Here is a 20,048-nt window from a genome sequence, read left to right on the forward strand (position 1 = left end):
CGCCCTCTCCGTCAGAACCCGAACACGGCGGCGAGCGCGCCGTGCGGCAGCGTTACCTGGAACATGCGCTCGAACACCACGTAGAGCGCGAGGGCCGTCGCCGCCGCCATGACCAGCGCGCGCGGCACGGATTGGTGCCCGGGGATCGCCAGCACCGCGAAGACATACAGCGCCGAGGCGAGATACATCCCGAGCAATGGGATCGCGGCAACGAAAATCGCAGCCGGCACGAACAGCCCGGCCAGCCGGCGCAACTCGATCGGCGTGATGGCGACGGGAACGCTTGCGAGCCTCGCAGCCGGCAGGGCGCCCCGCACCAGGTTGTAGAGGCTCCCGAGCACGATGATGACGCCGGTCAGGAATGGGAACGTGCCGGCGTCGACGCCCGCGCTCGACCAGCCGATGCCGTTGTCGAGGCTGGAGACGACGACGGCCACACCGAAACTGCCAGTGAGCATGGCGGTCGCAAGTTCAAGAGCGCGGCGCGTTATCATCAAGGGCTCCTGGTGACGAGAGACAACAGGACATCATGGCGCGGGGCTTTCCCGCCTCACTTGACGAGCCAGCCCTGCTCGCCCGCAACCTGCTTGACGTGCTCGAGGTCCTCCTTGATGAACTTGTCGAACTCGGCACCGGTCAGGAACGTGTCGACCTGAGAGGTCTTCTCGATATAGTCCTTCCATTCCGGCGTGGCCTGCACCTTCTTCATGAGGTCGATGTAGAACGCGGCCTGGTCCGGCGTGACCTTGCCGGGCAGCCATACCGTGCGTGGCTGCTCATATTGATTGATGTCGAGGCCCTGCTCGACGCAGGTCGGAACGTCGTTCCAGCCTTCGGTCGCGGTCACCTTGGGGCCCTGCGGCAGCCGCTTCGGGCTGAAGGCGCAGAGCGGACGCTGCGTGCCGCCGCGCCACTGCCCGAGGCTCTCGCTGGGATTGTTGACGTGGGAGTCGATGTGGCCGCCGGCGAGCTGCACTGCGGCTTCCGCGCCGCTCTTGAAGGGGATGTAGGTCAGTTTGACGTGACCGGTCTTCTCGATCATGCGGGTCAGCACCTCGTCGGTGTCCTTCGATTGCGCTCCGCCCATCTTGAATTCGCTCGAGGCCGCCGCCTTCAGATAATCACCCGCGGTCTTGTAGGGCGCGTCCTGCTTGACCCAGAGCAGGAACTCGTCCTGCGCCATCGCCGCGATCGGGGTCAGATCGGTGTAGTTGAAGGCGACCTTGGAGACGAGCGGCTGCTGCCACGCATTCGATGTGCCGAAGATCACCTTGTAGGGATCGCCCGCAGACGCCTTGCCGTAGACATAGCCTTCCGCACCGCTGCCGCCGCCCTTGTTGACGACGACGATCGGTTGATCCGTCAATTTGTACTTGGCGATGATGTTCTGCACCGCGCGGGCAAGATTATCCGTACCCCCGCCCGGCCCTGCCGTGGCCACGAACTCGATCGGCTTTTGCGGTTGCCAGGCGCTGAGCGCCGGCATCGTGCCGGCGAGCACGGTCGCAGCTACAGAAAGCAAAAGCGTTGACGTCCGACCCATGATTTCCTCCAGCTCATTTTTGTCCGTTGTTCTTGTTGTTATCGACGTCCGGTCAGGCGACGCGTTCCTCGCGTTCGCTCGACACTGATACGATTGCGCCTTCTTTTTCGAGCGCTTCGATTTGCTTTTGGTCAAACCCGTGCTCTGCAAGCACCTCGCGGGTGTGCTCGCCATAGACAGGCGCGCCGGAAAGGACCTTGCCCGGCGTCTCCGAAAACTTGACCGGAAGGCCGATCGTCTTCACGGGGCCGAGCGTCGAGTGCTCGACCTCGACGACCATCTCGCGCGCCAGCGTCTGCGGATCGCTCAGGGCTTCCAGCATGTTGTGCACCGGACCGCACGGCACGCCCTTCTCGTCCAGCACCGCGAGCCAATGCGACCGCGGCTTGGTACGGAAGCGCTCGCTCAGAACCGCTTCGAGCTGTTTCAGATTCGCCATGCGATCGGCCCCGGTGACGAAGCGCGGATCGGAGGCTAGCTCGGGTGCGCCGAGTGCTTCCAGCATCAACAGCCAATGCTTCTTGTTGGCGCCGCCGACCACGAGCCAGCCGTCCGAGGCCTCAAAAGCCTGATATGGCGCGTTGAGCGGATGCGCCGAGCCCATCGCGCGCGGCGCAGTGCCCGCGGCCAGCGCGATCGTCGACTGCCAATAGGTCTGCACCAGGGCCGCCTCATAAAGCGACGTCTCGACCCACTGCCCTTCGCCCGTCTTGAGACGATGGGTATACGCGGCGAGGATGCCCATGCTTGCGAGCAGGCCCGCTGTGATGTCGGACAGCGGCGGGCCGCATTTCACGGGCGGACCATCGGGGCGTTCGCCGGTGAAGCTCATGATGCCGCTCATGGCCTGTGCGACCAGGTCGAACCCCCTCCGGTGCTTGTAGGGCCCGGTGCGGCCAAAGCCCGACAACGAGCAGTAGATCAGCGCCGGGAATTGCTTGTGCAGCACCTCGTAACCGAAGCCGAGGCGCTCCATGGCGCCCGGCGCAAAATTTTCGACCAGCACGTCCGCGCTCGCGATCAGCCGCCGCAGCACCTCCTTGCCGCCCTCGGTCTTCAGATCCAGCACGATGCCGCGCTTGTTGCGGTTCATCATCAGAAAGGACGCCGCCTCATCGCCGATCTTCGGCGGCACCGAATGGCGGGTGTCGTCGCCGTTTGGCCATTTCTCGATCTTGATGACGTCGGCGCCCATGTCGGCGAGCATCAAGGTACAGGTCGGCCCCGCCATGACATGGGTGAGATCGATGACCTTGAGTCCGGCCAGCGGTCCCGAACGGTGAGAGGTGGATTGCGATGGATCGCTTTGCATCGGCCTGTCCTATTGACCGCGCCACTGCGGCGCGCGCTTGTTGAGGAAAGCATCGAGCCCTTCGCGAAAATCCTGGCTCGTGTAGCACATCAGGATGAGGTCTTCCCCCTCATCCCGCGTCAGCCGCTTCTGCAGGCGGGCGACCGCCTGCTTGGTCGCATTCAGCGTCAGCGGCGCGTGGCCGGCGAGCAGGCGAGCGACCTCATCGGCACGCCTGTCGAGCGCTGCGAGATCGTCGACGACCTCGCCGAGAAGTCCGACGCTTGCGGCCTCCGCGGCATCGACAAGACGTGCAGTGAAGATCAGATCCTTGACGCGCGCGGCACCGATGAGTGCGGTGAGACGGCTGACATTGGACATCGACAGGCAGTTGCCGAGCGTCCGGGCGATGGGAAATCCGATCCGCGCGCTTTTCGTGCCGATGCGCAGGTCACAGGCCGCGGCAATGCCCGCCCCTCCGCCGGTGCAGAACCCGTTTATCGCCGCGATGGTCGGCACGCGGCACTGCTCGAGCGTGGTGAGCACCCGATCGATCCGGTTCTCGTAATCGATCGCGTCCTGCGGCGTCTTGAATTCGCGGAACTGGTTGATGTCGGTGCCCGAGGCGAAGGCCTTATCGCCCGCACCGCGCAGCACCAGCACCTTGATCGAATGATCGCTGTTGGCCTCTTCGCAGATCGCGGCGAGCCGCTCGTACATGGCGAAGGTGAAGGCATTGCGGGCCTGCGGGCGGTTGAAAGTGATCCGTCCGATGCCGTCCTGGCGCTCAAAAACGAGGTCTTTCGCCTCCGCGACCGGCTGATCCATTTCCTCATGTCCTTTGTTTTTTGTAGTTTTGAATGCAAAATGTGATATTTTCAAGCTATAAATCTCAAATTCAGGACATTAAATTCAGTTTTGCATGCAAAATGGAGCCGGTGCCATGCTTCACGAAGAGGTCGTCGGCCGCATCCGCGCCATCCTGCTCGACGGCGAAATCCCGCCGGGCGCACGGATTCCCGAACGCGAGCTGTGCGAACGGTTAGAGATCTCGCGCACGCCGCTGCGCGAGGCGCTCAAGGTGCTCGCTGCCGAAGGGCTCGTGCAGTTGCTGCCCCATCGCGGCTCGCGCGCGGCGAAGCTGACCGACAACGACATGCGCGACCTGTTCGAGGTCTGCCAAGGTCTCGAGGCACTTGCCGGCGAGCTCGCCTGCGAACGCATCACGGACGCCGAGATCGACGAGATCGCTGCCGCGCACGCCGACATGGTGCAGCATTATCGCGAGGGCGACCTGATCCAGTACTACCGCGGCAACCGCGCCATTCACGAGGCCATCGTCACCGCGGCCGGAAATCCCGTGCTCGTAGGGCTCTATGCATCGGTGACCGCGCGCATTCGCCGCGCGCGCTACGTCACGCCGATGACGCCGCAGCGCTGGGCGCGCGCAGTCCAGGAGCACGAGGCGATCCTGAACGCTCTGCAGCGGCGCGACGGCGTCGGCCTGTCGCACATCCTGCGTGCGCATCTCCGTCACAAGCGCGAAGAAGTTTTGCAAGCGGGCTTTGCCGAAACGGAAGGAAGCGAGCCCACGCTGCGGATCGCGTGAGGGACGAGCGCACAGCAGCACCGGCCGGCTTGTAAACGCCCACGGATCGGGCGACCCTGATCGCGGCAGGACAGGACCGCGGTACATGGCGATCGAGCTGCATGGCTATCAATACAGCGTCTATTCCTGGATCGCCCGATTGGCGCTCCATGAAAAGGGCGTGGAGTACACCTGGGTAGAGGTAAATCCTTTCGCGGAGAATATCCCCGCGAGCTACCTTGCGACACATCCCTTCAAGCGCGTGCCCGCACTGGTTCACTCAGAGTTCGTGGTTTACGAAACCGGCGCCATCACGCGCTATGTGGATGAAGCATTCGAAGGCCCCCGGCTTCAGCCGGCGGAGCCGAGAGAACGAGCGCGTTGCAATCAGATCATGTCGATTGCGGACAGCTACGCCTACTGGCCCCTGGTGCGGCAAGTCTTCTCTCACGGGGTGTTCAGGCCGCTCATGAGACTTGAGGCGAACGAGAGCGAATTTCGAAGAGGCCTTGCGGCAGCGCCGCGGGTGCTCGCGGCGCTGGAGACAGCCGCCAGCAACGCGCAATACCTCTGCGGCGATCAACTGTCGCTGGCTGACATCCATCTGGCGCCGATGATTGGCTACTTTGTGCTGGCTGACGAAGGAAAAGCGCTTCTCGAAAAGCACCCCAGGCTCAATGACTGGTGGTCAGAGCTCTCCAAGCGGTCCGCGTTCGTGGCCACAATGCCGCGATTGCCGTAAGCCTGCTGCGAGAGCTGTTCTCAGCCGATGGCGCGGTCGCATGAGTTCGATCCAACCAAAACGGCTCAGCCGGCCGACGGGTGGATAACGACGCCGTGCTGCCCGGCAATCGTCGCAATGGTCTGGATAGCCGGCCGATCTCCACTCCGCCTTCCCTCTTCGTGCAAGGCCGCGAACATGTGATCGAGGCCGGCGCCCGGCATCGCAAACACGAGCACGCGCGCCGTATCGATGCCGACATTGCGATAGCCGTGGCGCCGATGGCGCGGCGCAAAGAGAAATGCGCCCGGGCCAAGGCGCAACGGATCGCTCGCGCCTTCGACCTCAACGAGGATTTCGCCACTCAACACATAGAATGCTTCGTCCTCGCGGGTATGCGTGTGCGCCGGCGCGCCGCGGCCCGGCGGCACGATCGATTCCCAGATCGAGAATTGTTGGCCGGTGTCGCTCGCCATCGCCTTGTAGCTGTGCGTCACGCCGAGCACGTCCAGCGTGGGTCCGGTCCCCGCCGCCCGGGAGAGCGCGGTCAATGGCGAGGTTGTATCGCTGGTCATGACGGTTCCCTCCAGGATCGATTTGCGATGCGTTGTCGTTCAGCGAACCCGCCTGATGTCACGACGTTCCTCGCCGAACGTACGTGACGCACCTCCAGAGGTTGCGCGTGGTGGAACCCGTTTTGCATCCTGGCGCGCCACTTGTGGCGCCTCCACCCTTTCCCACATGAACGGCATGGTCGCACCGCTCGACTATCGGAACGCGGGAGACCTGTCTCGGGTTCTCCGGCACGGAGACCAGCATGCCGTTACCGGCACCCACAAACGAAACCCAACGGCTGGCTGCCCTGCACGCTCTCGACATCGTCGATAGCGCGCCCGAGTCCGCCTACGACGAAATCACCGAGCTCGCGGCGCAAATCTGCGGCTGCCCTGTCTCCTACATCAGTTTCATCGACGACGAGCGACGCTGGCTCAAGGCGAGATATGGCCTGCCGGCAGAAGTAACCAACGCACCGCGCGAAAATGCTGTCTGCACGACGACGATCTGCGGTGCCGAGCTGCTCGTCGTTCCCGACCTGAGCCGGGATCCGCGTTTTGAGAACAGTCCGATGGCCGCGCTGACGCCGCCCTGCCGCTTTTATTGCGGCATGCCGCTGATCACCGACGAAGGCTATGCGCTCGGAACGCTCTGCGTGATGGACTTCGAGCCGCGACAGCTTTCTTTCGCGCAGACAGAAGCCTTGCGCATGCTGTCGCACCAGGTGCTGGCGCAACTGGAGCTGCGCCGGAAGCTGATAGAGTACGGCCACACGATCAAGGAAATGGAGCAGGCGCGAGCAGAGGCCGCGCTGGAGCGCGCGCGTGCCGAAGAGCTGCTGCGCAACGTCTTGCCGGCACCGATTGCCGACGAGCTGAAGCGTAGCGGCATGGTTCAGCCCAGATACACCCGGTCGGCAACCATTCTGTTCGCGGACATCCAGGGCTTTACGCTGCTAGCCGAACGGACCGAGCCGGCGAGGCTCATCAATCTCCTCGACGGTTATTTCTCGGCTCTGGACGAAATCGGCGCGCGACACGGTCTGGAGAAGGTCAAGACCATGGGCGATGCCTACATGGCGGTCGCCGGCGTGCTTGCACCCGACCGACGACACGCGATCGACGTTTGCCTGGCCGCGCTCGAGATGCGGGCCCGGCTCGATCACCTCAAGACGCAAGGCGAGGCAACCGGAGATCACGGCCTGCAATTGCGCATCGGCATCCATACCGGACCAGTCATTTCCGGTGTCGTCGGCAACCGCAGGATGAGCTTCGATATATGGGGCGATGCGGTCAACACCGCATGGTTCATGGAAGCGTTTGGAATAGCCGGGCGGATCAACGTCTCGGAAACCGTGGCCGGACATATCCATGGGCTGTTCGACCTGGAGCCGCGCGGCCCGATCGAAGCCAAGCACCATCGCGCGCACCAGATGTTCTTTCTCAATGGCTTGAAAAAGGAGTACTCGCGCAATGGCGACGGCCATTTGCCGAATGACCACTTTCTTGCCGAGTACAGCCGTATCGGGGGGTCTCGATTGGCTCCGGGTTGATGAGAGCGCGCGTACGCGTCAGTAGACTCGCAAATTGCGAGCCCGCGCTTAACAGCCCAGCAGATCGGCAACGCCGCCAAAATCCTTCGCGACGATGTCCCAGTTGCCGGTGGCGTCGAAATCCACCTTCTGCAGCGGGCCGTATTCGGTCGGACGCGCGACGAAGGCGGTCTTGAGGCCGTTCTTCTGTGCGGCCAGGAGATCGCCGTTGTGAGCGGCGACCATCATCACCTCTTCCGGCTTGAGACCAAGCAGGCGCGCGGCGCCGAGATAGGTCTCGGGATCGGGCTTGTAGTGCTCGAACAACTCGGCCGACATCACGAGGTCCCAGGGAAGACCGGCGAATTTCGCCATGTTGGTCAGCAGCGCGACGTTGCCGTTCGACAGCGGCGAGATCACGAATTTTGATTTCAGCCGCCTCAAGCCGGAGACGCTGTCCGGCCACGGATGCAGGCGGTGCCAGCCTTTGGTCAGATGATCGAGATCCGCTTCGGTGAGGCCTTTGATCGAGAACTTCTCGACCAGCTTCTCCAGCGAGCGGCGATGCAGATCATCGAGGATGACATAGCCGCGCTCGGGGTGCTTGCGCACGTCGTCCATCGAGGCGACGTACATGCCGCGCCAACCGTCGACCAGCGCGGTCCAGTCAGCGATGATGCCGCGTTGCTTACCCCACCACATGAAGTCGGTGATCAGGCTGGTGCGCCAGTCGACGACCGTGCCGAACACATCGAACACGAGGGCTTTGACGGCAGACAGATCGGACATGTGCGCTTCCTCGACGCTCGTCATTCCACATTGCGCAATGGGGATGCGCCGTTAGGCGCAGGCCCGGAATCCATAACCCCGGTTGGTGGTTATGGATTCTCTGATGCACAATTGCGCATCATAGCTCGACGCTGCGCGTCGCCCCGGAATGACGGCAGTCGTTATTGCCTTGCTCAATCCAAATGGAACTTCGCCAGCTCGCGGTGCTCGGCCTTGATGTAGCGCACCGTGCCGGTCACCGAGCGCATCACCACCGTCTCGGTCTCGATCACGCCGTCCTTGCGGAACTTGACGCCCGACAGCAGCGAGCCCGTGGTGACGCCGGTGGCGGCGAACAGGCAGTCGCCCTTGGCCATGTCCTCGATGCCGTAGATCATCTTGGGATCGTTGACGCCCATCTTGGCGGCGCGCTCGCGCTTCTCGTCGGAATCGAGGATGAGGCGGCACTGCATCTGGCCGCCGATGCAGCGCAGCGCCACGGCGGCGAGCACGCCTTCCGGCGCACCGCCGGTGCCGAGATACATGTCGACGCCGGTGTTGTCGGGGTCGGCGCAGTGGATCACGCCCGCGACGTCGCCGTCAGTGATGAGACGCACTGCCGCGCCCGTCGAGCGCACGCTCGTGATGATGTCGGCATGGCGCGGACGGTCGAGCACGAGGACGGTGATCGCCTCGGGCGCGACACCCTTGGCCTTGGCGAGACGGCGCACGTTATCGGCGGGCGAGGCATCGAGATCGACGACGCCCTTGGGATAACCGGGACCGACCGCGAGCTTCTGCATGTAAACGTCGGGCGCGTGCAGCAGCGTGCCGCCGTCGGCCATCGCCATGGTCGCGATCGCGCCCGGCATGTTCTTGGCGCACAGCGTGGTGCCTTCGAGCGGGTCGACGGCGATATCGACCTGGGGACCGGCGTTCATGCCGACCTTCTCGCCGATGAAGAGCATCGGCGCCTCGTCGCGCTCGCCCTCGCCGATGACGATGGTGCCCTCGATCGGCAGCTTGTTGAGCTCGCGCCGCATTGCGTCGACGGCGGCCTGGTCGGCCGCCTTCTCCTGACCATGTCCGCGCAGCCGCGCCGCCGACACCGCCGCCCGCTCGGTCACGCGCACGATCTCCAGCGTGAGAATGCGCTCAAGCAACGCATGCGGCGGGACTGAAATATGGGTCGACATCGGCTTACTCCTTCAAACAGTTCGGGACAGAAGTCACTGTCCGCATCAACTCGCAACGCCCACGGTTCGTTCGCCCGAACCACTCTCTTTGTTTGAGCATGATCTTTCCGCAAAACCGCTGCACACTGTTGCGGATCATGCTCTAGTTCTTCTCGATACGGATGACCTGCGGCCGTCCGCTGATCACCTTGTCGCGCTGCACGGCGGTGAGCGCGCGGCGCACCGCGTCCTCGTGGGTCGCGTAGGTGATCAGGATGACGGGCACGGGCACAGCCTTGCCGCCGGCCGGCGCAGCGCCGCCATTAGGATGACGCTGCACGATCGATTCGATCGAAATCTTCTGCTCGGCCAGACGCGTGGCGATCGCCGCCGCGGTGCCCGGGAAATCGCGCGCCAAGAGCCGAATGTAATAGCCGCCCTCGTGCCGCTCCATCGGCGCCTTCTTGGTGTCGCGCAAGTGAGAGACGGGGCGGCCGAACGGATTGGCGCGGATGCCGCGCGCGACATCGGCGATATCGGCGACAACGGCGGATGCGGTCGCAGCCCCGCCTGCACCGGGGCCGACCAGCGTGATCGGCGGAATGCCTTCGCCGTCGATCGTGACCGCATTGGTGACTCCCATCACCTGCGCGATCGAGGACGATTTCGGCACCATGGTCGGATGCACGCGCTGCTCGATGCCCTTTGCGGTACGAACTGCAACGCCGAGCAGCTTGACGCGGTAGCCGAGATCCGCGGCCGCACGAAGATCTTCCGGCGCGATGGAGGAGATACCTTCGACATACACCGCGCTTTGAGCAACTTTCGTGCCGAAGGCGAGGCTCGCGAGGATAGCGAGCTTCTGGGCGGTGTCATGACCATCGACGTCGAAGGACGGATCGGCCTCGGCATAGCCGAGCCGCTGCGCATCCTTCAGGCATTCGGCAAAGGACAGGCCTTCCTGCTCCATCCGCGTCAGGATGTAATTGCAGGTGCCGTTGAGGATGCCGTAGACGCGGTCGATGCCGGTTCCGGCGAGCCCTTCGCGTAACGTTTTGATGACGGGGATGGCGGCGCCGACCGCTGCCTCGAAATTCAGCGCACCGCCGTGCTTTTCGGCGGCCTTGGCGAGCTTGATGCCGTGCTTGGCGAGCAGCGCCTTGTTGGCGGTGACGACGGACTTGCCGGCATTCAGCGCAGCTTCGACTGCCGAGAGCGCCGGATCGCCCGCCCCGCCCATCAACTCGACGAAGCAATCGACCTCGGGATGGGTCGCAAGCGCGGTCGGATCCTTCGCCCATTCGACGCCGTTAAGATCGACGGAGCGCTTCTTCGCCTTCGAGCGTGCGGTGACGGCGACCACGCGAATGCCACGGCCGCTGCGGCCCGCGAGCATGCGGGCCTGGGTTTCAATCAGGCGGACAACCTCGGCGCCCACAGTGCCGAGCCCCGCAATACCCACTTTCAGGGGTGCGACCATGACGCGAAAGAACCTGCCGGAGAGAACTAACGCCGATTGGCGAGCGGAACGACGTTGTGCAACGTTTCGATACCGCTTTCAAGGAAGCGGCGCACGCCGCGCGCGGCCTGCCTGATCCGTTGCTCGTTTTCCACCATGGCGATGCGGACATATCCTTCGCCATGCTCGCCAAAGCCTACGCCGGGCGACACCGCGACGCCGGATTTCTCCACCATCAGGGTTGCGAACTCCATGCTGCCGATGCTGCGGAAAGCCTCCGGCAGCGGGACCCATGCGAACATCGAGGCATCCGGCGGCGGGATGTCCCAGCCGGCGCGGCCGAACGATTCCACCAGCGCATCGCGGCGCTTGCGATAGGTGTCGCGCATCTCCTTGATGCAATCGTCGGGGCCGTTGAGCGCCGCGGTGGCCGCGACCTGGACAGGCGTGAACGCACCGTAGTCGAGGTAGGATTTGACGCGCGCAAGCGCTGCGATCACCCGCTCATTGCCGACCGCAAAGCCCATGCGCCAGCCGGCCATCGAATAGGTCTTCGACATCGAGGTGAACTCGACGGTGACATCCATCGCGCCCGGCACCTGGAGCACCGAGGGCGGCGGGCTGTTCTCGTCGAAATAGACCTCGGCATAGGCGAGATCGGACAGGATCAGGATCTCGTGCTTCTTCGCGAAGGCGACGAGATCCTTGTAGAAGTCGAGGCTCGCGACATAGGCGGTCGGATTCGAGGGATAGCAGACCACGAGCGCGAGCGGCTTCGGGATCGAATGCACGATCGCCCGCTCGACCGCTTCGAAAAACTGCGGCGTCGGCTCCGACGGCACCGAACGGATCACCCCGCCCGCCATCAAAAAGCCGAAGGCGTGAATCGGATAGCTCGGGTTGGGACAGAGGATGACGTCGCCGGGCGCGGTGATCGCCTGCGCCACGTTGGCAAAGCCCTCTTTCGAGCCGAGCGTGGCCACCACCTGGGTGTCCGGATTGAGCTTCACCCCGAAGCGGCGGGCATAATAGGCGGCCTGGGCCTTGCGCAGCCCGGGGATGCCGCGCGAGGCCGAGTAACGGTCTGTGCGCGGCTTGCCAAGCGTCTCCTTCAGCTTCTCCAGCACATGCGGCGGGGCCGGCAGGTCCGGATTGCCCATGCCGAGGTCGATGATATCGGCGCCGGCATTCCGTGCGGCCGCCTTGGCCCGGTTGACCTGTTCGAACACGTAAGGCGGCAGGCGGCGGATGCGGTAAAATTCTTCCATGGCTCTCTGGGCTCCGGGCAACCGGTCGGGACAGAATCGAACGGCCTCGACGGGCCATCGAAGAGGGTTCCAGATCTTGCGCGAAAATCACTCCAAATCAGGTACTTAGAGTGGATTTCGGCAACAAGGGCTGAACTCCTTCACCCCAACTTTCGGCTGAATTGACGTCTTTTAGCACGGACCGGCGGGTGCGCCAGCGATTACGTTGCACCGCCTCGCTTCGCGTTCTTGCTTCGCGTCTTACTTGGCGTCCTTGGCGGCCACGGCCTGGCGGTCGCGCGCGGCGGCGAGCTCCGCCTCGATCTTGGCGCGCTGGTCCGGCGGTATGATCGCTTGATCACGATCCGGCGGCAGGTCGTGCACGGGCAGATACGTGCCGGGCTCCTTGGGATGCGCCTGGGCATCCGCAGGCATCAGATCGGCGATCTGACTGGAGCAGCCGGCAAGCGCCAGCGCCGCGATCAGCAACGCCCCGCACGCAAGCCGCGTCTTTTGCAGGTCCCTCAACGCCAACACTTGGGAAATCCCCTATTCGTCCCAACGCCCGGCTGTCGCAGCTTAACCCGACAACCTGCCCAAGCTCAAACCATTGCCGCCCTAAATGGTGCAAGCGAGCAAAACATCCAAGATCCACCAACCCACCAGGTGCGGCTTCATTGTGACGGAACCAAGAAACTTTGTCGCACTGCAACACATCTTCGAGAGTGTTTAACGCCAATCGTGCGAGCTTCGCGGTGACGAATACGGAATGAATCGTTACTGTCTTGGCCATGAGTACCGTTACGCCCGACACGCCCACGTCCGAGAAGAAATTCGATGCGGAAGCCTTCGCGATGAATGTCGCGCGGGCGCTCGAAAGCAGCGGCAAGGCGCTTGCCGCTTACATCAAGCCGCGCGAAAGCGGCGAGGTGCAGGATCGCCCGCCGACCGAGCTCACGGAAGTCGTCAAGACGTTCACGTCGGTCGCCGAATACTGGCTGTCGGACAGCTCGCGTTCCTCCGAACTGCAGACCAAGCTTGCCAAGGATTACCTAGATCTCTGGGGCGCGGCGGTGCGGCGCATGGCCGGCGAAGAGGTCGCACCCGCGATCGCGCCTGCTCCGCGCGACAAGCGCTTTGCCGATCCGGAATGGAAGTCGAACCAGTTCTTCGATTTCGTGATGCAGCTCTATCTGCTCACGACCAAATGGGCGCAGGAACTGGTGCGCGACGCCGAGGGGCTCGATCCACACACCCGCCGCAAGGCCGAGTTCTACGTCCAGCAGGTCACCAACGCGCTGTCGCCGTCGAACTTCGTGCTGACCAATCCGGAAGTGCTGCGCGAGACGGTCGCAAGCAGCGGCGAAAATCTCGCGCGCGGCCTGAAGATGCTGGCCGAGGACATCGCGGCCGGCAAGGGCATGCTCAAGATCCGCCAGTCCGATCCGGACAACCTCGTCGTCGGCGTCAACATGGCGACGACGCCGGGCAAGGTGATCTACCAGAACGAGATGATGCAGCTCATCCAGTATACGCCGACGACGGAAAAGGTGCTGCGCACGCCGCTCCTGATCGTGCCGCCCTGGATCAACAAGTTCTACATCCTCGATCTCAAGCCGGAGAAATCCTACATCAAATGGTGCGTCGATCAGGGCATTACGGTGTTCGTGATCTCCTGGGTCAATCCCGACAAGCGGCTCGGCAACAAGAGCTGGGAAGACTACATGAAGGAAGGCCCGCTCACGGCGATGGACGTGATCGAGAAGGCCACGGGCGAGATGAAGGTGCACACCGCCGGCTATTGCGTCGGCGGCACGATGCTCGCCACCACGCTGGCCTGGCTCGCCGAGAAACGCCGCCAGCGCGTGAGCTCTGCAACGTTCTTCGCGGCGCAGGTCGACTTCACCCATGCCGGGGATCTCCTCGTCTTCGTCGACGAGGAGCAGATCTCGGCGCTCGAGCAGGACATGCGGGCCGCCGGCGTGCTCGAAGGCTCCAAGATGGCGATGGCCTTCAACATGCTACGCTCCAACGACCTGATCTGGTCCTATGTCGTCAGCAACTATCTGAAGGGCCAGCAGCCGAGTGCGTTCGACCTCTTGCACTGGAATTCCGACGCCACCCGCATGACGGCGGCGAACCATTCCTACTACCTGCGCAACTGCTATCTGGAGAACCGGCTCTCCGCGGGCACGATGGTGCTCGACAACACCCTGCTCGATCTCTCCAAGGTCAAGGTGCCCGTCTACAACCTCGCCACCTGCGAGGACCACATCGCGCCGGCCGAGTCGGTGCTCTATGGTTCGCAGTTCTTCGGCGGCCCGGTGAAATACGTGCTGTCCGGCTCGGGTCACATTGCCGGCGTCGTCAATCCGCCCGCCTCGAACAAGTACCAGTACTGGACCAACGACAACATCAAGGACGTCGGCGTCGCCCAGTGGATGAAGGACGCGGTCGAGCACAAGGGCTCGTGGTGGCCGGACTGGCGCGAATGGCTGGGCGGGCTCGATCCGGAGGAGGTCCCGGCGCGCGCGGTCGGCAGCGACGCCATGCCGCCGATCGAGGATGCGCCCGGCAGCTATGTCCGCGTTCGCGCGTAGCGGAATCTCTCGCGCTTTTGTATAAGCTCTCTTCTCGGCACAGCGAGTAGAGGGGACCGGGTTATGACGCGCGAATTGTTCTGGCTGACCTTGACGGTGATCCTGACCGGCATCCTCTGGATCCCCTACATCATCAACCGCTGCCAGGTTCGCGGCCTCTCCGGCACCCTGGCCAATCCCTCGCGCGGCGACAAGCCGCATGCGGAATGGGCGAACCGGCTGATGTTCGCGCATGACAACGCGGTCGAGAACCTCGTGATCTTCGCGCCGCTGGTGCTGATCCTGAACGCGATCGACTATTCCACCAAGTGGACCGTGCTCGCCTGCGCCGTCTATTTCTGGGCCCGCGTTGCGCATCTGATCGTCTATACGCTCGGCCTGCCGGTGTTCCGCACCCTCGCCTTCACAGTCGGCTTCCTCGCGCAGGCCGTGCTGGCGCTGGCGATCTTCCAGGTGCTTTGACGCGCTCTCCCTCGTCATTGCGAGGAGCGAAGCGACGAAGCAATCCAGACCGTTTCCGCGGGGATATTCTGGATTGCTTCGCTTCGCTCGCAATGACGGAGAACGAAGGAGCGCGCCCTCGGCTACTCCTCCGCCAAGCCCAGCATCAGCCGCATGTTCTGCACTGCGGCACCTGAGGCGCCCTTGCCGAGATTGTCGAGGCGCGCGACCAGCACCGCCTGGTGATACTTGTCGCTGGCGAAGACGTAGAGCTCGAGCATGTTGGTCTCGTTCAGCGCCTCCGGCTCGAGCCGGCCGCTCCTGGTCGCTTCGTTCTGAAGCGGCATCACCGAGATGTATTTCGAGCCGGCGTAGCGTTTTGCCAGCGCGGCCTGGAGGTCCGCTCCATCAGGCTTGCCCGGCAGCGTGTCGAGCTGCAGCGGCACCGAAACCAGCATGCCCTGCCGGTAATTGCCGACCGAGGGGATGAAGATCGGCCGCCGCGTCAGGTTCGAGTAGAGCTGCATCTCCGGTAGATGCTTGTGCTCGAAGCCGAGGCCATAAAGCTCGAACGAGGGCGCGCTGCCATCCTCGAAGCTCGCGATCATCGACTTGCCGCCGCCGGAGTAGCCGCTCACCGCATTGACGGTGACGGGATAGTCGGCCGGCAGCAAGCCGGCATCGACGATCGGCCGCAAAAGCGCGATCGCGCCGGTCGGATAGCAGCCGGGATTGGAGACCTTCTTCGCGGCCTTGATCTTGCCGGTCTGGTCAGCCGTCAGCTCGGGAAAGCCGTAGGCCCAGTCGGGCGCGACCCGGTACGCCGTGGACGCGTCCAGAACTTTCGGCGCCGAGGCGCCCATGCTGTCGACCAGCGCGACCGTCTCCTTGGCGGCGTCATCGGGCAGGCAGAGGATGACGAGGTCCACCTCCTCCATCAGCGCCTTCTTGGCCGCGGGATCCTTGCGCTTGTCGTCGGGAATCGTCTTCACCGCGACGTCGCTCTGGAGCTTGAGGCGCTCGTTGATGCCGAGCCCGGTCGTGCCGGAGCCGCCGTCGACGAAGACGGTGGCGGGCTTGTTCGCCGCGCCGGTGGTCGGTGCTTGCTTGGTGTCGGCGAGGCTCATGGCACGGTCCTTTCGAGCTTGTTCGTATCGTCTGCAAAAACTTGATCAGTGAAGATTTGCGGCCGGGTCTGCCGCATCAAGTGTGAAATCTGCTTTGCGCCGGCATCGCCTTCGCCAAGCGCATTTGCGATCGCCGCGAAATCGGCGTCCGACTTGTGCTGGTTGAGCTTGAAGCTGCCCTCGACCTCTTCAACCGTCATGACCAGACCAATGATCGCCTTCTTCATCGTCTCGAGCCGTCCGGCAGCCATCTTCGCCGACGTCCACGGCTTCTTCCGCAACAGCCAGCTCTCGAACTTGTCGCTGAGCGTGTCGATCTGCACCGCCAGCTCAGCGTCCGACAACAGCCGCGCCGGGCCGGTCAGATGAACCGACTGGTAGAGCCAAGTCGGCACCTGATCCGGCGAGACATACCAGTCCGGCGATACATAGGCATCGGGACCGCTCACCGCGAGCAGCCAGGACGTCACACCGTCCGCCAGCTTTACCAGCGGATTGTGACGGGCAACGTGAAAGGCCGCGTGCGGCGTGACGTCATCGGCGTAAGTCAGGTAAAACGGCAGCGCAGACGCGATCGGCTTGCGGCCGTCAAAGGCGCACATCGTGCCAAAGCCGCGCTCCTCCGCGAATTTGAGGCTCGCGGCGCGGTCCTGCTTGAAAAAGGGTGGCGTGTACATCGTGGTCTCCTGCTGGGCCTCCTTTTTGGGGCCGCCGGATCAGATCGCGCTGACAGGAGAGAGAATGCCGCGGACCGGATCCAGCGGCAAAGACGATGATCTCAAACGCGATCGACCGCCCAAACCGCTAGGTTGCGGCGGCGGCGACGGGCGAACAGGATGGTCGCGGCGTTGATCATGGCGCGCGGCTATAAGGCCGGCCGCGGTTCCCGTCAAGGTTCAAGCCGTCAGATGAAGCGCCAGATCCATTCCATGATCTTCGCGATCACGTCGCCGAACAGCAGCAGCGCCGCCGCCCAGACCAGCGCGGAGACGAAGTTGGCGACCTGGAAGCTCCAATACGGCATCTCGAAAATGCCGGCGGCGAGCGGCACGGAAGCCCGCAAGGGGCCGAAGAAACGGCCGATGAAGATGCTGGGCACGCCCCAGCGGCGCACGAAGGCCTCGCCCTTGGGGAGGAGCTCCGGATAGCGCGACAAGGGCCAGATCTGGGCGACCTGGCCCTTGTAGCGATAGCCGAACCAGTAGGAGACCCAGTCGCCGAGGGCGGCACCGAGTCCGCCGGCAATCCAGACCGGATAGAAGCTGATGCCGCTCACGCCGATCAGCGCGCCGATCGCGACCAGAGCGCCCCAGGCCGGAACCAGGAGCGAGATGAAAGCCAGCGATTCCCCGAAGGCCAGCAGGAACACGATTGGGGCGGCCCAGGCCTGGTGCGCGCGCACGAAATCGGCCAGTGCGTGCGCAAACTGCTCCATTCCAGATAGCCTTCCCGCCCCGTCGTGGTCCTGTCAGATAGAAAAGACTGGTAAGCCAAGGGCTTGCGTGACATCAAGTCACAAAGCCCGGCCGAAAGCGGACGGCGGTGTCAAATTGCCGGGAATTGGTCGGCCTGCGGCGTAAAATCGCCGGGATTGGCTCGCAACCACACCGCCCGGCCCGCCCTGCGGTCACCTTTTCGGGCCAGCCGTGGCATAGTCACGCCAACCGATTCGCCGCCTGCGCGGCCCTCAAAACGTATCAAGATATATGTCCAAGCAGTTGAAACAAAAAGCAAAAGACGATTTGTTCGGTGGCGGCGAAACAAAAAAGCCCGCGCCGGCGAAAACCGCCTCGCGGGCAAGCGGCGGCGAGGCCGAATACACCGCCGCGGACATCGAGGTGCTGGAGGGCCTGGAACCGGTCCGGCGCCGGCCCGGCATGTATATCGGCGGCACCGATGAAAAGGCACTGCATCATCTCTTCGCCGAGGTCATCGACAACTCTATGGACGAGGCGCTGGCGGGACACGCGACCTTCATCGAAGTGGATCTCAGCGCGGATGGCTTCCTGACGGTCACCGACAACGGCCGCGGCATCCCGATCGATCCGCATCCGAAATTCCCCAAGAAGTCGGCGCTCGAAGTCATCATGTGCACGCTGCACTCGGGCGGCAAGTTCGACTCCAAGGTCTATGAGACCTCCGGCGGTCTGCACGGCGTCGGCATCTCCGTGGTGAACGCCCTTTCTTCGCGTCTTGAAGTCGAAGTCGCGCGCAGCCAGAAGCTCTATCGCATGACGTTCGAGCGCGGCCACCCGAAGGGCAAGCTCGAAGATCTCGGTAAGGTCAACAACCGCCGCGGCACACGCGTGCGCTTCAAGCCGGACACCGACATCTTCGGTGCCAAGGCCACGTTCAAGCCGCAGCGCCTGTTCAAGATGACCCGCTCGAAGGCCTATCTGTTCGGTGGCGTCGAGATCCGCTGGAATTGCGCGCCCGAGCTGCTCAAGGGCGTCGAGGACGTGCCGGCGGAAGCCACGTTCCACTTCCCCGGCGGCCTGAAGGATTACCTCGGCGCCGCGATCCATGCTGACACGCTGGTGCATCCAGACATCTTCTCCGGCAAGTCGGGGCGCAACGGCGCGCACGGCGCCTGCGAATGGGCCGTGGCCTGGACTGCCGATGCCGACGGCTTCCTGTCGTCCTACACCAACACCGTGCCGACGCCCGACGGCGGTACGCATGAATCGGGCCTGCGCAGCGCACTATTGCGCGGGCTGAAGGATCACGCCGAGCGCGTCGGCCAGGGCAAGCGCGCGGCCTCCGTCACCTCCGAGGACGTGATGGTCGGTGCGGCCGTGATGCTCTCCGTCTTCGTGCGCGAGCCTGAATTCCAGGGCCAGACCAAGGATCGTCTGGCGACGGCCGAGGCGCAGCGCATCGTCGAACAGGCGATGAAGGATCCGTTCGACCACTGGCTCTCGGGCAATCCGAACCAGGCCAACAAGCTCCTCGACTTCGTGATCGATCGCGCCGAGGAGCGCCTGCGCCGCCGCCAGGAGAAAGAGACCGCGCGCAAGACCGCAGGCAAGAAGCTTCGCCTGCCCGGCAAGCTCGCCGACTGCACCGACGCCGGCACCGAGGGCTCCGAGCTCTTCATCGTCGAGGGCGACTCGGCCGGCGGCAGCGCCAAGCAGGCGCGCGACCGCAAGACCCAGGCCGTGCTGCCGCTGCGCGGCAAGATCCTCAACGTCGCCTCCGCCGGCAAGGACAAGCTGACGGCGAACGCCCAGCTCTCCGATCTCGTGCAGGCGATCGGCTGCGGCCAGCTTGCGCATTACCGCGAAGAGGATCTGCGCTATCAACGCATCATCATCATGACCGACGCCGACGTCGACGGCGCCCACATCGCCTCGCTGCTCATCACCTTCTTCTACCGGCAGATGCCGCGGCTGATCGATGAAGGTCACCTCTTCCTGGCCGTGCCACCGCTTTACAAGCTGACGCATGGCTCCAAATCGGTCTATGCCCGCGACGATGCGCACAAGGAGGCGCTGCTCAAGAGCGCGTTCAACGCCAATGCCAAGGTCGAGGTGAACCGCTTCAAAGGCCTCGGCGAGATGATGCCGGCGCAGCTCAAGGAAACCACCATGGATCCGGCCAAGCGGACCCTGCTGAAAGTGGTGTTGCTGGCCGACGACCGCGACACCACCGCGGATTCGGTGGAGCGCCTGATGGGCACCAAGGCGGAGGCACGCTTCGCCTTCATCTCCGACAAGGCCGAGTTCGCCAGTGAGGAGCTCCTCGACGTCTGAGGCAGCTCGTTGACGCGACATGCAAAAGCCCCGGCGTCGGCCGGGGCTTTTTGTTTTGCACTCAGAAGGCCGAAGGCAGGCTCGAATCGAGCGGCGGAGCATCCGCGCGATCTGCGACTCAGTCGTGGTCCCGCTGGTTCCATGTCGCGGCCCCCTCCGCCTGCATTTCGGATGAGGCCGAACCGGCGAACGACAGATGCCCGGCAGTCGATTCCGAAACATCTCACAATGCATTGGAAATATTTGATAT

General features: G+C 63.8%; 19 protein-coding genes. 6 read left to right on the top strand and 13 right to left on the bottom strand.

Annotated features, from left to right (window positions below):
* Positions 1-11 precede the first annotated feature (11 nt).
* Genes MTX21_RS06885 through MTX21_RS06900 form a run of 4 tightly spaced genes read right to left on the bottom strand, consistent with a single transcriptional unit; the run spans position 12 to position 3,662 of the window.
* Complete coding sequence (locus MTX21_RS06885; protein WP_280964067.1) at positions 12-494, bottom strand: tripartite tricarboxylate transporter TctB family protein; 483 nt, start codon at positions 492-494, stop codon at positions 12-14.
* A gap of 56 nt (positions 495-550) precedes the next feature.
* Entirely contained in the window at positions 551-1,543 is a 993-nt protein-coding gene (locus MTX21_RS06890) for a tripartite tricarboxylate transporter substrate-binding protein (protein ID WP_280964068.1), read from the bottom strand.
* A 52-nt stretch (positions 1,544-1,595) separates the two neighbouring features.
* Positions 1,596-2,855 (bottom strand): CoA transferase, encoded by a 1,260-nt coding sequence (locus MTX21_RS06895; RefSeq protein ID WP_280964069.1) that lies wholly within the window; start codon positions 2,853-2,855, stop codon positions 1,596-1,598.
* Between the two features lie 9 nt (positions 2,856-2,864).
* Positions 2,865-3,662: an enoyl-CoA hydratase/isomerase family protein gene (locus MTX21_RS06900; RefSeq protein WP_280964070.1), complete on the bottom strand. Its 798-nt coding sequence runs from the start codon at positions 3,660-3,662 to the stop codon at positions 2,865-2,867.
* Between the two features lie 115 nt (positions 3,663-3,777).
* Here MTX21_RS06900 and MTX21_RS06905 point away from each other — a divergent pair, with 115 nt between their 5' ends.
* The gene (locus tag MTX21_RS06905) at positions 3,778-4,443 is read left to right on the top strand and encodes a GntR family transcriptional regulator (RefSeq protein ID WP_280964071.1); all 666 of its coding nucleotides are present in this window, start codon (positions 3,778-3,780) and stop codon (positions 4,441-4,443) included.
* 85 nt (positions 4,444-4,528) lie between these two features.
* The gene (locus MTX21_RS06910; protein ID WP_280964072.1) at positions 4,529-5,164 is read left to right on the top strand and encodes a glutathione S-transferase family protein; all 636 of its coding nucleotides are present in this window, start codon (positions 4,529-4,531) and stop codon (positions 5,162-5,164) included.
* Between the two features lie 65 nt (positions 5,165-5,229).
* Here MTX21_RS06910 and MTX21_RS06915 read toward each other — a convergent pair whose 3' ends face one another.
* Positions 5,230-5,718 carry a cupin domain-containing protein gene (locus MTX21_RS06915; protein WP_280964073.1) on the bottom strand — a complete coding sequence of 163 codons (489 nt, stop codon included), beginning with the start codon at positions 5,716-5,718 and terminating at the stop codon, positions 5,230-5,232.
* Between the two features lie 242 nt (positions 5,719-5,960).
* Here MTX21_RS06915 and MTX21_RS06920 point away from each other — a divergent pair, with 242 nt between their 5' ends.
* The gene (locus MTX21_RS06920) at positions 5,961-7,250 is read left to right on the top strand and encodes an adenylate/guanylate cyclase domain-containing protein (protein ID WP_280964074.1); all 1,290 of its coding nucleotides are present in this window, start codon (positions 5,961-5,963) and stop codon (positions 7,248-7,250) included.
* 48 nt (positions 7,251-7,298) lie between these two features.
* Here MTX21_RS06920 and MTX21_RS06925 read toward each other — a convergent pair whose 3' ends face one another.
* The 5 genes from MTX21_RS06925 to MTX21_RS06945 form a co-directional block, all read right to left on the bottom strand.
* Positions 7,299-8,018: a haloacid dehalogenase type II gene (locus MTX21_RS06925; RefSeq protein WP_280964075.1), complete on the bottom strand. Its 720-nt coding sequence runs from the start codon at positions 8,016-8,018 to the stop codon at positions 7,299-7,301.
* Between the two features lie 173 nt (positions 8,019-8,191).
* Positions 8,192-9,193 carry a class II fructose-bisphosphatase gene (gene glpX, locus MTX21_RS06930; RefSeq protein WP_280964076.1) on the bottom strand — a complete coding sequence of 334 codons (1,002 nt, stop codon included), beginning with the start codon at positions 9,191-9,193 and terminating at the stop codon, positions 8,192-8,194.
* Positions 9,194-9,335: 142 nt separating this feature from the next.
* Positions 9,336-10,652 carry a homoserine dehydrogenase gene (locus MTX21_RS06935; protein WP_280964077.1) on the bottom strand — a complete coding sequence of 439 codons (1,317 nt, stop codon included), beginning with the start codon at positions 10,650-10,652 and terminating at the stop codon, positions 9,336-9,338.
* Between the two features lie 26 nt (positions 10,653-10,678).
* Complete coding sequence (locus MTX21_RS06940) at positions 10,679-11,899, bottom strand: LL-diaminopimelate aminotransferase (RefSeq protein WP_280964078.1); 1,221 nt, start codon at positions 11,897-11,899, stop codon at positions 10,679-10,681.
* A 240-nt stretch (positions 11,900-12,139) separates the two neighbouring features.
* The gene (locus MTX21_RS06945) at positions 12,140-12,415 is read right to left on the bottom strand and encodes a hypothetical protein (protein ID WP_280964079.1); all 276 of its coding nucleotides are present in this window, start codon (positions 12,413-12,415) and stop codon (positions 12,140-12,142) included.
* Positions 12,416-12,669: 254 nt separating this feature from the next.
* On the opposite strand from MTX21_RS06945, the gene phaC reads away from it, so the two are divergent.
* Together phaC and MTX21_RS06955 are read left to right on the top strand one after the other, a co-directional pair.
* Positions 12,670-14,478 carry a class I poly(R)-hydroxyalkanoic acid synthase gene (gene phaC / locus MTX21_RS06950; protein WP_280964080.1) on the top strand — a complete coding sequence of 603 codons (1,809 nt, stop codon included), beginning with the start codon at positions 12,670-12,672 and terminating at the stop codon, positions 14,476-14,478.
* Between the two features lie 63 nt (positions 14,479-14,541).
* A complete protein-coding gene (locus MTX21_RS06955) occupies positions 14,542-14,940 on the top strand; it encodes an MAPEG family protein (RefSeq protein ID WP_280964081.1) in 399 nt (132 codons plus the stop codon).
* A 122-nt stretch (positions 14,941-15,062) separates the two neighbouring features.
* On the opposite strand, the gene argC is transcribed toward MTX21_RS06955, so the two are convergent.
* The 3 genes from argC to MTX21_RS06970 all read right to left on the bottom strand — a co-directional run bounded on the left by argC (position 15,063) and on the right by MTX21_RS06970 (position 17,481).
* Positions 15,063-16,046: an N-acetyl-gamma-glutamyl-phosphate reductase gene (gene argC / locus MTX21_RS06960; protein WP_280964082.1), complete on the bottom strand. Its 984-nt coding sequence runs from the start codon at positions 16,044-16,046 to the stop codon at positions 15,063-15,065.
* Complete coding sequence (locus tag MTX21_RS06965; protein ID WP_280964083.1) at positions 16,043-16,723, bottom strand: FMN-binding negative transcriptional regulator; 681 nt, start codon at positions 16,721-16,723, stop codon at positions 16,043-16,045. The genes argC and MTX21_RS06965 overlap by 4 nt, the downstream gene beginning before the upstream one ends.
* 227 nt (positions 16,724-16,950) lie before the next feature.
* Complete coding sequence (locus MTX21_RS06970; RefSeq protein ID WP_280964084.1) at positions 16,951-17,481, bottom strand: DedA family protein; 531 nt, start codon at positions 17,479-17,481, stop codon at positions 16,951-16,953.
* A gap of 271 nt (positions 17,482-17,752) precedes the next feature.
* Between MTX21_RS06970 and parE the strand changes: the two genes are divergently transcribed.
* Positions 17,753-19,798 (top strand): DNA topoisomerase IV subunit B, encoded by a 2,046-nt coding sequence (parE, locus tag MTX21_RS06975; RefSeq protein ID WP_280964085.1) that lies wholly within the window; start codon positions 17,753-17,755, stop codon positions 19,796-19,798.
* Positions 19,799-20,048 lie beyond the last annotated feature (250 nt).

The organism is Bradyrhizobium sp. ISRA430, assembly GCF_029909975.1.
Lineage (GTDB): Bacteria > Pseudomonadota > Alphaproteobacteria > Rhizobiales > Xanthobacteraceae > Bradyrhizobium.